Raw genomic sequence first — 12,782 nt, 5'->3', positions numbered from 1 at the left:
GGGCAGCTGGGTGGTTCTTACGCGACGGGCGGACGCTCGTCGATGTTCTCGGGCGCCTTGACGTCGAGCTCGTCCGGCAGTTCGAGCGGCTTGCGTTGGAAGTACCCTGCGCCCTTCTTCCAGTAGATGATGATCGGCACGATTCCGAGCGCGAGCGTTCCGATGCCGATGACGATCACGATGGGGTCACTGTTGGGGATGGACGCGACGAAGACCACGACCATGAAGATCGCTCCGATGGCCGGCCACAGGCCGATGAAGATGAAGTTCTTCACCGACTTGAAGATGATCTTGCGGTACGCCACCACGACGGCGATGCCGGCGAGCGCGTAGTAGAACGCGATCTGGAGGCCGATCGACAGGATCGCGTTCTGGAGGATGCCGTAGACGCTGCCGAGGAAGTTGGAGCCGATGAACAGCACCAGCGAGACACCGGTGACGACGAGGGTCGCGAAGGCGGGCGTCTTCCACTTCTTGTGGGTGCGTCCGAAGGCGGCGGGGATGGTGTTGTCGCGGCCCATGGCGAAGAGGGAGCGGGTGACCTGGATGAGCGTGGTCTCGAGGGTGGCGATCGTCGAGAGGACGACCGCGATGACCAGGATGTTGCCGCCCACTCCGGGCCAGATGACCTGGCCGAGCGCACCCAGGATGTTGCCGCTGTTCTCCTCGATGGTCTTGGCCGGCAGCATCACCAGGGTGGCGATGGTGAAGACCTCGAAGAGGACGAAGACGATGATGACGCCGATGATCCCGCCGAGGCCGGCGTTCTTGTGGCCGTTCTTGGTCTCTTCGTTGAGGTTGGACGAGACGTCCCAGCCCCAGTAGTAGAAGGCGGCGACGAGCGCGGCCCCGATGAAGGCTTGGGGTCCGGTGAAGTGCGCGAAGCTCAGCCAGTCCCACGAGAACGACGGGCCGGCGTGGGTGCCGGTCGCGGCGCGGATGATCGCGACGATCGCGAACACGGCCAGGATGCCGACCTCGATGGTCGACATGATCCACTGCGCGCGGGCGGTGATCTGCACGCCGACGAGGACACAGGCGGCCATGATGAGGAACCAGATGGCGCCGACCCCGGTCACGAGCGGCACGTTGTTCTGGTCTCCGCCGAACAGGGCGACAGTCATGACACCGGCGGGCAGTGCGCCCGCGACCATGAAGATCGTGGCCGAGATGACGAGAGCCCAGCCCGACAGGAAGCCGAGGATGGGGTGCAGCGCGCGGCCCACCCAGGAGTAGGCGGCTCCCGCGTTCACATCGGCGCGTCCCAGGTAGGCGAAGGCCCAAGCGATTCCGAGCATCGGAAGGCCGCACCAGAGGAGGGCCGCGGGGCTGGCGAGCCCTGCTGCGGCGACGAGGGTGGCGGTCGTCGCCGCGATCGAGTAGGCGGGTGCGCTTCCTGCGACCGCCATGACGACCGAACCGGCAGCGCTGACGCCGTCAGCCTTCAGGTCGTGGGTGTGCTCGCCCGACGGGCCGTCCTGTGACGGTCGCGCCGTTGCGTCTGTCCGGGTCATTGGTTCTCCTGCTTCGTTGCCGATACCTGCGCTGACGTTAGCAGTGTTGGCCGGGTGAGAACAACTCGAATTACGACGGAATCTGTCGCTTTCGCGGACGACAGCCGCGTGATCCGAAGACGTATCTGAAATATCCGATGGATTCCGTCGTGTCAGGCGGGTGCGGCGGTGCTCGATCTCACGACCAGTCGCGTCGGGACGAGCGAGGTGTCGGGCGTAGCCGGACCCTCTTCGATCTCGGCGAGGAGGAGGTCGATGCTGCGGTGCCCGACCACATCGAAATCCTGGTGCACCGTGGTCAGGGGCGGCCAGAACGAGTCCGATTCGGCCATGTCGTCGAAGCCGACGACGCTCACGTCCTCCGGCACCCGGCGACCCCGTTCGTGCAGGGCGCGAAGGATGCCGAGCGCCATCTGGTCGTTGGCAGCGAAGACGGCCGTGATCTCGGGCTGGTCGGCGATCTCGAGCCCCACCCGGTAGCCGGATGCGGTGGACCAGTCGCCGCGGAACGCCGGGGGAACGGATACACCCGCGGCCTCCAGCGTCTGTCGCCAGGATTCCTCTCGCCGCGCGGCCGAGTAGGACGAGTCTGGCCCCGCGACATGCCACACCGTGGGGTGTCCGAGGTCGAGCAGGTGCTGGGTGGCGAGGGATGCGCCCTGGGCCTGGTCGGTGTCGACGACCGGGTAGTCGGCGCGTTCGGACGAGTCGATGACCACGACCGGAAGCCCGGGCGGAAGCTCGACGTCGGCCTGGTCGACGATGTGCGCCTCGATGACGATGACCACGCCGTCGACGGCCTGTTCGAGAAGCCGGGCGAAGGCGACGCTGACGTCCGCCTGGGTCGGACGTTCGACGGGGATCAGCGTGAGCGAGTAGCCGGCGCGTGCGGCCGAGATCGCGATGGCGTCGAGCGTGCGCATGTTGCCGAAGGACGAGAGGGTGAACATGATGACGCCGATGCTGCGGAAGTGCCCCGATCGCAGGGCACGGGCGGCCTTGTTGGGCCGGTAGCCGAGAACCTGCATAGCATGGAGCACGCGGTCGCGGGTGGCCGCTTCGACGTTCGTCAGGCCGTTCGCCACGCGGGATACCGTCTGCGTCGAGACGCCCGCGTGCTCGGCGACGTCGGCCATCGAGGGGCCGCGCGCGGGGCGGCTGCGCGCCGGCGGAGCTTGCGTCATTGCTGTCCTCATTCGATCGCAGTGTTGCATGTTGACGTCAACATGCTATGTTACCTGAGCAGATGTTGACGTAAACATCCGCCCGAACACCGACAAGGAAGCGATCCATGACGACGACGTCACTCCGAACGCCGAGTGCGAGCCGCAGCCTGCGACGCCAGCGACGCGACTGGCGCGGCTGGGCATTCGTGGCCCCGTTCATGATCGTCTTCATCGCGATGATCATCGCCCCCGTCGTGTACGCCCTCTACCTCAGCCTGTTCCGCGAGCAGCTCATCGGCGGCAACCACTTCGTCGGCTTCGACAACTACCTGAAGGTCCTCAGCGACCCGAAGTTCTGGGAGTCCTTCGGCCGGGTGACCCTGTTCCTCCTGGTTCAGGTCCCGATCATGCTGGCGCTCTCGCTGACCGCAGCTCTCGCACTCGACAGTGCCCGGCTGCACGGCGCCGCCTTCTTCCGCATCGCGATCTTCCTCCCCTACGCGGTGCCTGCAGTCGTGGCTACGCTCATCTGGGGCTTCATCTACGGCGACCAGTTCGGTCTCACCGCCGGCGTCAACAGCCTTCTCGGAACCCATCTCGCGCCGCTGGCTCCCGGGTGGATCCTCGCCTCCATCGGCAACATCGTCACCTGGGAGTTCATGGGCTACAACATGCTCATCTTCTACGCCGCCCTGCGGGTCATCCCGACCGACCTGTACGAGGCCGCGGAGATCGACGGCGCCGGGGCATTCCGCACCGTGTTCAGCATCAAGTTCCCCGCCCTGCGCGGCGCGATCGTCATCGCGACGATCTTCTCGATCATCGGCAGCTTCCAGCTGTTCAACGAGCCGAACCTGCTCAAGGTGCTGGCCCCGAACGCCATCACCAGCTACTACACACCGAACATGTACGCCTACAACCTCTCGTTCGCCGGCCAGCAGTTCAACTACGCCGCGACGGTCGCGATCGTGATGGGTGTCATCACGGCGGTCATCGCCTACATCGTGCAGCTGCGCGGTACGAGACAGGAGAACCGCTGACATGGCGACCCTCACCCCTCCCGCGGCGAAGCAGCAGCGCCCGTCCGCCCTCCGTCCCCGCCGAGCGGGCGCCTCGAGCACACCTCGTTCGCGCCGCGAGCGCAAGTCGATCGTCCTCACCATCGTCATGGTGCTGTTCGTCCTCTACGCACTCGTTCCGCTCGCGTGGCTCATCATCAACGCGACCAAGACCCAGCCGGACCTCTTCTCGTCGTTCGGGCTCTGGTTCGGCGACGGGTTCAACCTGTTCCAGAACATCGCCGATACGCTGACCTACCGCAACGGGATCTTCGTGCAGTGGTTCGGCAACACCCTGCTCTACGTCGTCGCCGGTGCCGGCGGAGCGACGATCCTCGCGACCGTCGCCGGATACGGTCTCGCCAAATACCGCTTCCCCGGCAAGCGCGCCGTCTTCGCGGTGATCCTGGGCGCCGTCGCTGTTCCGGGCACCGCCCTCGCCGTGCCCACCTTCCTGCTCTTCAGCCAGGTCGGGCTGACCAACACGCCCTGGGCGGTCATCCTGCCCTCCCTCATCAGCCCCTTCGGCCTCTATCTGGTCTGGACGTACGCGGTGGATGCGGTCCCCACCGAACTCCTTGAAGCGGCGCGGATGGACGGGGCCGGCGAATTCCGCACCTTCTTCACGATCTCGCTCCGGCTCCTCACGCCCGGCATCGTCACGGTGCTGCTGTTCGCGATCGTCGCCACCTGGAACAATTACTTCCTCCCCCTGATCATGCTCAGCGACCCCACCTGGTATCCGCTCACCGTCGGTCTCAGCCAGTGGAGCGCCCAGGCGACCGGCGTCGCGGCCCAGCCGATCTACAACCTGGTCATCACCGGCTCGCTGCTCACGATCATCCCCATCGTCGTCGCCTTCCTCTTCCTGCAGCGGTTCTGGCAGTCGGGGTTGAGCGCCGGAAGCGTCAAGCAGTGACGGGAGACACTGCCTGATTCCCACCACCCCTCCCAGGGCGTCCTGCCCGTCCTCATCCCGAAGAAGTGAAAGGAACAGCATGAAGAGCACCACACGCTCGGCCGCCATCACACGCCGAGTCGCTACGGCGCTGGTCGCAAGCGCCATGCTCGGAGCGAGCCTCGTCGCCTGCTCGAGCGGCTCGACGACGTCATCCAGCAGCGCATCCGATGTCGAGGCCGCACTGAAGAAGGGCGGGACGATCACGTACTGGTCATGGACCCCGTCCGCCGAGGCCCAGGTCGCGGCGTTCGAGAAGGCGTACCCGAAGGTCCACGTCAAGCTCGTCAACGCCGGAACGAACACGACCGAGTACACCAAGCTGCAGAACGCGGTCAAGGCCGGCTCGGGTGCGCCCGATGTCGCGCAGGTCGAGTACTACGCCATCTCGCAGTTCGCGCTCGGCAAGGCGCTCGTCGACCTCAAGCAGTACGGTTTCGACTCACTGAAGAGCGACTACACGCCCGGCCCGTGGAACGCAGTCAACGTGGGCGGTCAGCTCGTCGGCCTGCCGCAGGACTCGGGCCCCATGGCGCTTTTCTACAACAAGGCGGTCTTCGACAAGTACGGGCTCACCGTGCCGAAGACCTGGGACGAGTACGTGGCCGACGCGAAGAAGCTGCACGCGGCCGACCCCACCAAGTACATCACCAGTGACTCGGGCGACCCCGGCTTCGCGACCAGCATGATCTGGCAGGCGGGTGGGCGGCCATTCAGCGCCTCCGGTTCCAAGGTCAGCGTCAACCTGCAGGACGACGGCACCAAGAAGTGGACGAGCAGCTGGAACCAGCTGGTCCAGGGCAAGCTGCTGTCGACCATCCCGGGCTGGAGCGACGACTGGTTCAAGGCCCTCGGCAACGGGACGATCGCGACCCTCGTGACCGGCGCCTGGATGCCCGGTGTGCTCGAGTCGAGCGTCAAGGACGCCTCCGGAGACTGGCGGGTCGCGCCCACGCCGACGTATGACGGCACCGCGACCAACTCCGAGAACGGCGGCGGCGCCCAGGTCGTCATGAAGCAGAGCAAGAACCCGGCGCTCGCCGCGGGGTTCCTGAAGTGGCTCAACAACGACCCCGAGTCGATCAAGGTGTTCCTCGCGTCCGGCGGCTTCCCGTCGACCACGAAGGACCTCAACTCGAGCGACTTCCTCGCTTCGGCCCCCGACTACTTCGGCGGCCAGAAGATCAACGAGGTGCTCGTGCAGGGTGCGAAGGACGTGCAGACGGGCTGGCAGTACCTGCCTTACCAGGTCTACGCGAACAGCATCTTCGGTGACACCGTCGGGCAGTCGTATTCCAGCAACGGCGACCTGAACACCGGCCTGCAGGCGTGGCAGAAGTCGCTCGTCGACTACGGCAACCAGCAGGGCTTCAGCGTCACGTCGAAGTAGCAGCGACGCAGGTGGCCGGCCTCGTATCCCGGGGCCGGCCACCACGCGCTCAGCGCATCCATCACCATCCAGCCACACCCAGGAGAGAATCCGATGTCCACGTTCGAGATCGCCGGCGACCAGTTCCTGCTCGACGGTCAGCCGTTCCAGATCATCTCGGGCGCGATCCACTACTTCCGCGTCCACCCCGACCTGTGGGCCGACCGCATCCGCAAGGCGCGGCTGATGGGGCTGAACACGGTCGAGACGTACGTTCCGTGGAACCTGCACGAGCCGAAGCCGGGCGAGTGGAACTGGTCGGGGGGCGCAGACCTGGAGCGCTTCCTCGACACCGTGGCCGCTGAAGGGATGCGCGCCATCGTGCGGCCGGGCCCGTACATCTGTGCGGAGTGGGACAACGGCGGATTCCCCGCGTGGCTCTTCGCCGACCCCGCAGTCGGCGTGCGCCGTGACGAGCCGCACTTCATGGCGGCCGTCGAGCGCTTCCTCGAACGCACTCTCGCGATCGTCGAGCCCCGCCAGGTCTCGCAGTCGGGACCGGTCATCCTCGTGCAGGTCGAGAACGAGTACGGCGCCTACGGCCACGACACCGGCTACCTCGGGAAGCTTGCGGCGATCACCCGGTCCGCCGGGATCACCGTTCCGTTGACCACGGTCGACCAGCCCCAGGACGACATGCTCGAGAACGGGTCGCTGCCGGGGGTGCTGAAGACCGCATCCTTCGGCTCGCGCTCCACCGAGCGGCTCGAAGCTCTCCGCCGGCACCAGCCGACCGGGCCGCTGATGTGCTCCGAGTTCTGGAACGGCTGGTTCGACAGCTGGGGCGGCCACCACCACGTCACGGATGCCGCGCAGACGGCCGCGGATCTCGACGACCTGCTCGGGGCCGGTGCATCCGTCAACCTGTACATGTTCCACGGCGGAACCAATTTCGGGTTCACGAACGGCGCGAACGACAAGGGCATCTACAAGCCGATCGTGACCAGTTACGACTATGACGCCCCGCTCGACGAGGCGGGGAACCCCACCGAGAAGTTCTGGGCGTTCCGTGAGGTGATCGCCCGTCATGCGCCGGTTCCCGCCGAGCGGCCGGCACTCGCGTCCCTTGCGCCCGAGCTCACAGCGTCGCTGACGACCACGGTCCCCCTTCACGCTGTGGAGGACCGCCTCGGCGACTGGGTGTCGGCGGATGCGCTCCCCAGCTTCGACGCGGTCGGCCACTTCGGCCCGCTCGCCGTCTACGCCACTCCGATCGAACCCGCCGCACCGGCAGTCCTCGATGTGTCCGAAGTGCGCGACCGCGCGACCGTGTTCGTCGGCGACACCAGGGTCGGCGTGCTGGCCCGCGACCATCACGAGCGCGCCATCACTGTGCCGGCAGGCGCGGGCACCCTCCGACTGCTTGTGGAGGACCTCGGCCGCGTCGACTACGGAAATCGCATCGGCGAGGCCAAAGGCCTGATCGGCGCCGGCCGGCTCGGCGGATCCGACCTCGGGCCCTGGGCTGTGCTGCCACTCGATCTCGGCCGCTTCGCCGAGATCACGGAGGCGCTCGATTCGGGCGATCCCGTCTACGGCGGCCTCGCGGGTCCGGCCTTCGCACGTGGCGAGTTCACGCTCGACGAAGCGGCGGACCTCTTCCTGGACACCTCCGGCTGGGGGAAGGGCGTCGCCTGGGTCAACGGCTTCGCGCTCGGCCGCTACTGGTCGCGGGGCCCGCAGCGTACCCTCTACGTGCCCCGACCGGTCGTGCGCGCCGGCGTCAACGAGGTCACGATCCTGGAACTCGACGCCGGGTCGTCCCCCGCGATCCGCTTCGTCTCACGGCCCGAGCTCGGTCACTGCGAGGAGTAGTGCTCCTGGTCTCGCGGTACCTGTGCGAGCGCGGCGAGCAGACGGTTGTTGATCGATGACCGGTCCTCGCCCGCGGTCAGCCGGGCGCTGAGGATCGCACCGACCCACTCGGCCGCTTCCGCACTCGTCTGCGCGGGCAGGGGGCTGCCGAACGTCGTGTGCGCCGTGAGGTCCCCGTAGAGGAGGTCGACCCCAGGAGGCGCCCAGGCGGCGTCCTCCCAGTCGATCACCCACACGGTTCCGCGGATGCTCGTTCGCAGGTTCCAGGGGGAGAAGTCGCCATGGCAGGCGATCCAGTGCTCAGGTGTGCCCGCCGGACGTTCCAGTATCCCGGTCAGGACGGTGCCGATCTCGCCGGCGATCGTGTGACGGGTTTCGGCGCGGCGGAGCGCTCCGAGCGGGTAGTTGGGCACCGATTCGGTGGCGAGCCAGCCCCAGCCGTCGACCTCCCCGTGTGCGATCGGAGCGGCAGTGACGAACGAACGGGGTGCTGCCGCGTGCAGCCCGGCGAGGACCGCGAACTCCCGTTCGGTCCGCGACGGGTCGGTCGTCACCCGCACGAATGCGAGCGGCCGGCCCTCCCTCAGAAGGAGCAGGGCGAACCCCGTGCGACCCTGGTCGGGCCGATGGTAGAGCGCCACAGCATCCCACTCGCCCAGCGTCGCTCGCCAGGCGGCGCACAGTGCATCCCAGGCATCGCCCGCCGGCTCGGCCCAGCTCGCCCGCGGGCCGGGCATCACCCACGGCCCGACTGCCCTCACCGCCGCATAGAGGGCGCGCTGAGCCAGCACCACCAGGGGCGCGCACGGCGAATACATGGACAGGCCGGCAGCGGCTTCTCGTCGTCCGGCGCGCGGAACCCAGACGAAGCCGGAAGGCGGAAAACGGATGCTCTCCCGGGAATACGTCTCCGTCACACCCACGGGAGCTTCCGCCCGATGAGCTCTTCGAGCTCCTTCGTATCGGGGGCGAACCGCTCGGACAGCATCTTCTGCACGGCAGGGTCGAGTGCCTCGCCCGCGGCGGCGTTCCGATGCTCGGGGGCGGTGAGTGGCGAATAGTCGATCCCGAGGTACCGGGCGACCCCCTCGACCGCCGCGCCCGGATCGGCGTAGTAGTCCTCGCTGGCGATGACGAGCACGTTGTCGATCCCGAAGAGTTCGACCCAGCGCCGGAGGGGAATGATGTAGCGGCTCTGCGTCGCATACGACTGCTGCTCGTGCGCGTAGCTGTAGTAGCCCGGCTCAGCGAGCATCCGTTCCTGTTCGCCGGCGAGACGCGAGTCCTCCGCGTCGAGCGCGTCGAGGAAGTCGAGCGGTTCGGCGTTGTTGCGGCGCCGTTCCTTCCAATGGGAGTAGGTGCGCATGACCGGGTCGCGCAGCAGGAGGATCAGTTTGGCATCCGGCACCATGGCCGCCGCCCGTTCGGCGGCGAGCGGGTGGAAGAGGTAGTAAGGCGACGCCTCACCCACGACCACGGGTTTACCGAGCCGGTTCTCCGCCCGGCGTCGTGCGGCCCTGGTCGGCAGGTTGGAGCGGTACCAGCGTTCGCCGCGCTGATAGTTCGTGTCGAAGAAGTGGATGCCCTTGGTGTCGTTCGCCTTGGGCAGGTAACGCGCCGACGGGAACAGTGGAATGACCTGCGGCTGCTTGAGGATGTCGTAGTAGAGCGAGGTCGTGCCCCCGCGTTTGGTGCCGATCAGCAGGAATTCGGGGTCCGGCCTGCCCGAGGCGGTGAGTGAGCCGTAAACGCGGAATGCTCCGCTCCCCGCGCGCTTCACGGTCTCGCGGATGCCGCGGGTGTTCGAGCCGGGTGGTGCCGGAGCGTACATGCTGGACCTTCCTCGTCGCGTCGTGGTGGGGTCGTCGGGTCAGTTCTCGGTGATCACTCCGGCGCCGACAGTGCGGTTGGTGACCTCGTCGATGATGATGAATCCGCCGGTCTGGCGGTTGCGCCGGTAGGGGTCGACGAGGAGGGGCTGCATGGCGCGCAGTCTCACGCGTCCGATCGCGTTGAGCCCCAGGCTCGTCACGTCCTGTGTGCGGTGCAGGGTGTTGATGTTGAGCTCGTACTGGATCTCCTTGACGAGCGCACGAACCACCCTCGTCGTGTGCTTGATCGCATACTTCTGGCCGGGCCGGAGCGCTGCGTCGTCCATCCAGCAGATCATCGCGTCGATGTCCTGCGTGACGGTCGGCTGGTTGCGGGGGCGACAGATCATGTCGCCGCGCGAGACGTCGACTTCGTCTTCGAGCCTGATCGTGACCGACATCGGGGCGAACGCCTCGGAGACCTCGCCGTCAGCCGTGTCGATGCCCTGGATGCGTGTGGGCAGACCGCTGGGGAGCACCACGACGTCGTCGCCGGGCTTCAGGACGCCGCCGACCACCTGGCCGGCGAACGCGCGGTAGTCGCCGCGCCCGTTCTGGGGCCGGATGACGTACTGCACCGGGAAACGGACGTCCACGAGGTTCCGGTCGGCCGCGATGTACACGTGCTCCAGGTGGTGGAGGAGCGACGGGCCCTCGTACCACCGCATGTTCTCGGAGCGGTGCACCACGTTGTCGCCTTCCAGTGCGGACAGCGGGATGACCGTGACGTCGGTGAAGTCGAGCCGCGCCGAGAATTCGAGGAACTCTTTGCGGATCGACTCGTAGACGTCTTCCGACCAGTCGACCAGGTCCATCTTGTTGATGGCGAGCACGACGTGCGGCACCCGCAGCAGCGACACGATGGTCGCGTGCCTGCGGCTCTGCTCGAGGATGCCCTTGCGCGCGTCCACGAGGATGATCGCCAGGTCGGCCGTCGATGCCCCGGTCACCATGTTGCGGGTGTACTGAATGTGCCCGGGGGTGTCGGCGATGATGAACTTGCGTCGCCGGGTTGCGAAGTAGCGGTACGCGACGTCGATCGTGATCCCCTGTTCCCGCTCGGCGCGCAGGCCGTCGGTGAGCAGGGCGAGGTCTGTGTACTGGTCGCCGCGCTGGCGGCTGGTGCGCTCGACCGCGTCGAGCTGGTCGGAGAAGATCGACTTCGAGTCGTACAGCAGGCGCCCGATGAGGGTGCTCTTGCCGTCGTCCACCGACCCGGCCGTGGCAAATCGCAGGATGTCCACTAGAAGTACCCCTCCTTCTTGCGATCCTCCATGGCCGCTTCGCTGACCTTGTCGTCGCCGCGGGTCGCCCCGCGTTCGGTGATGCGGGAGGCTGCGACCTCGACGGCGACCTTCTCAGCCGTGTCCGCATCCGATTCGACCGCGGCAGTCAGTGTCGCGTCGCCGACCGTGCGGTACCGCACACGGGCGGTGAAGACTTCTTCTCCTTCGCCCGGCTGCAGGTGCTGGTCTACGGCGAAGATCATCGAATTGCGCACGAACACCTCGCGTTCGTGCGCGTAGTAGATCGACGGAACTTCGATCCCTTCGCGCGCGATGTACTCCCAGATGTCGAGCTCGGTCCAGTTGGAGACGGGGAACACCCGGATGCTCTCACCGGGGTTGATCCGCGCGTTGTACAGCGACCACAGCTCGGGCCGCTGATCCTTCGGGTCCCACTGACCGAACTCGTCGCGGAACGAGAAGACCCGCTCCTTCGCCCTGGCCTTCTCCTCGTCGCGTCGCGCACCTCCGAGGAGGGCGGTGAACCCGTGGGTCTCGGCCGTGTGAAGCAGGACCGGCGTCTGGGCGCGGTTGCGGGAACGCCCGGCGGGCTCCTTGATGAGACCGGTGTCGATCGCGTCCTGGACCGAGCCGATCACGAGTTCGACGCCCAGTTCTTCGACGAGCTGGTCGCGGAAGTCGAGCACCTCGACGAAGTTGTGCCCCGTGTCGATGTGCACCACCGGGAAGGGGATCGGCCCCGGCGCGAACGCCTTCACCGCCAGGTGCAGCATCACTATCGAGTCTTTGCCGCCGGAGAAGAGCAGTGCGGGATGCTCGTTCTCGGCGGCCACTTCACGGATGATGAAGATCGCCTCGGACTCGAGGTAATCGAGCTGGCTGAGGCCGTACCGCGGGATGTCGTCGGGCTCCTTCACGCGTTCTCCTCCTCGTATCTGCGGATGGTGGACAGGATCAGGTCTGCGATGCCCGGGTTGCACACCACGAGATCGGGAAGGTAGGGGTTCGCCTGGTTGTATTCGAGCGGTGCTCCGTCGATGCGGCTGGTGAAGAGACCCGCATTGCGCGCGACGGCGACCGGGGCCGCCGAGTCCCATTCGTACTGGCCGCCGGCGTGCACGTAGGCGTCGGCCGCGCCCCGAACCACCGCCGAGACCTTGTAGCCCGCGGAGCCCATCGGTACGAGTTCCGCGTCGAGCGCCTCGGCGAGGTAGTCGACGAGCGCCGGAGGCCGGCTCCGCGACACGGCGAGGCGGATGCGCTCAGGCTGCGCGAATGATACGGGCGGGTCGTCGCTCGCGAGCACAGTCCCGATCCCTGGTAGTGCGACGGCGCCGGCGACGAGTTCACCGTCGTTCCAGAGGGCGACGTGCACGGCCCAGTCGTCGCGGCCTTCGGCGAACTCTCGCGTACCGTCCAGCGGATCGATGATCCAGACCCGGTGGGAGTCGAGCCGCGCTGCGGAATCCGCGGCCTCCTCGGAGAGGATCGCGTCGTCGGGGCGTTCAGCACGCAGACGGTCGTTGAGGTAGGCCTGCCCGGTCGCATCCCCGAGCGCTTTGCGTTCGACGTCGGTCAGCGAGCCGTGATCGGGCTCGGCGCGCAGGCGCACGATGGCCGCGCCGGCCCCCTGAGCGAGGTCGGCAGCGTATCGGGTATCGGCAATCACGTCAGCTCTCGGCAAGAGGTGCCCTCCTGCGGACAAGGTGTGCCGTTGACTCTGT

11 protein-coding genes are annotated in these 12,782 nt (G+C 67.1%); 4 read left to right on the top strand and 7 right to left on the bottom strand.

Annotated elements, in window-relative coordinates; all coding sequences use genetic code 11:
* Window positions 1–17: 17 nt before the first annotated feature.
* Both AAYO93_RS15260 and AAYO93_RS15255 read right to left on the bottom strand, forming a co-directional pair.
* Window positions 18–1,514 carry an APC family permease gene (locus tag AAYO93_RS15260; protein WP_345762012.1) on the bottom strand — a complete coding sequence of 499 codons (1,497 nt, stop codon included), beginning with the start codon at window positions 1,512–1,514 and terminating at the stop codon, window positions 18–20.
* 152 nt (window positions 1,515–1,666) lie between these two features.
* Complete coding sequence (locus tag AAYO93_RS15255) at window positions 1,667–2,698, bottom strand: LacI family DNA-binding transcriptional regulator (protein ID WP_345762011.1); 1,032 nt, start codon at window positions 2,696–2,698, stop codon at window positions 1,667–1,669.
* A 107-nt stretch (window positions 2,699–2,805) separates the two neighbouring features.
* On the opposite strand from AAYO93_RS15255, the gene AAYO93_RS15250 reads away from it, so the two are divergent.
* The 4 genes from AAYO93_RS15250 (at window position 2,806) to AAYO93_RS15235 (ending at window position 7,940) form a co-directional block, all read left to right on the top strand.
* Entirely contained in the window at window positions 2,806–3,720 is a 915-nt protein-coding gene (locus AAYO93_RS15250; protein ID WP_345762010.1) for a carbohydrate ABC transporter permease, read from the top strand.
* Between the two features lies 1 nt (window position 3,721).
* A complete protein-coding gene (locus tag AAYO93_RS15245) occupies window positions 3,722–4,657 on the top strand; it encodes a carbohydrate ABC transporter permease (protein ID WP_345762009.1) in 936 nt (311 codons plus the stop codon).
* A 79-nt stretch (window positions 4,658–4,736) separates the two neighbouring features.
* Window positions 4,737–6,086 carry an ABC transporter substrate-binding protein gene (locus tag AAYO93_RS15240; RefSeq protein ID WP_345762008.1) on the top strand — a complete coding sequence of 450 codons (1,350 nt, stop codon included), beginning with the start codon at window positions 4,737–4,739 and terminating at the stop codon, window positions 6,084–6,086.
* A 93-nt stretch (window positions 6,087–6,179) separates the two neighbouring features.
* Window positions 6,180–7,940 carry a glycoside hydrolase family 35 protein gene (locus tag AAYO93_RS15235; protein ID WP_345762007.1) on the top strand — a complete coding sequence of 587 codons (1,761 nt, stop codon included), beginning with the start codon at window positions 6,180–6,182 and terminating at the stop codon, window positions 7,938–7,940.
* Here the strand turns inward: AAYO93_RS15235 and AAYO93_RS15230 are convergent.
* From AAYO93_RS15230 to AAYO93_RS15210, 5 genes are read right to left on the bottom strand one after another with little or no spacing between them, the layout of a single operon-like run.
* Window positions 7,925–8,863 (bottom strand): phosphotransferase, encoded by a 939-nt coding sequence (locus tag AAYO93_RS15230; protein WP_345762006.1) that lies wholly within the window; start codon window positions 8,861–8,863, stop codon window positions 7,925–7,927. The two genes, AAYO93_RS15235 and AAYO93_RS15230, sit on opposite strands and share 16 nt — an antisense overlap.
* Window positions 8,854–9,771 carry a sulfotransferase domain-containing protein gene (locus AAYO93_RS15225; protein WP_345762005.1) on the bottom strand — a complete coding sequence of 306 codons (918 nt, stop codon included), beginning with the start codon at window positions 9,769–9,771 and terminating at the stop codon, window positions 8,854–8,856. Before AAYO93_RS15225 ends, AAYO93_RS15230 begins: the two co-directional genes overlap by 10 nt.
* 39 nt (window positions 9,772–9,810) lie before the next feature.
* Complete coding sequence (cysN, locus tag AAYO93_RS15220; protein WP_345762004.1) at window positions 9,811–11,055, bottom strand: sulfate adenylyltransferase subunit CysN; 1,245 nt, start codon at window positions 11,053–11,055, stop codon at window positions 9,811–9,813.
* A complete protein-coding gene (gene cysD / locus AAYO93_RS15215) occupies window positions 11,055–11,975 on the bottom strand; it encodes a sulfate adenylyltransferase subunit CysD (RefSeq protein WP_345762003.1) in 921 nt (306 codons plus the stop codon). The genes cysN and cysD overlap by 1 nt, the downstream gene beginning before the upstream one ends.
* The gene (locus tag AAYO93_RS15210; protein WP_345762002.1) at window positions 11,972–12,742 is read right to left on the bottom strand and encodes a 3'(2'),5'-bisphosphate nucleotidase CysQ; all 771 of its coding nucleotides are present in this window, start codon (window positions 12,740–12,742) and stop codon (window positions 11,972–11,974) included. The genes cysD and AAYO93_RS15210 overlap by 4 nt, the downstream gene beginning before the upstream one ends.
* Window positions 12,743–12,782 lie beyond the last annotated feature (40 nt).

It is taken from the genome of Diaminobutyricibacter sp. McL0608, assembly GCF_039613825.1.
Classification (GTDB): domain Bacteria; phylum Actinomycetota; class Actinomycetes; order Actinomycetales; family Microbacteriaceae; genus Diaminobutyricibacter.
The sequence above is the reverse complement of the archived record's forward strand: the minus strand, read 5'-3'. Positions and strand labels throughout refer to the sequence as shown.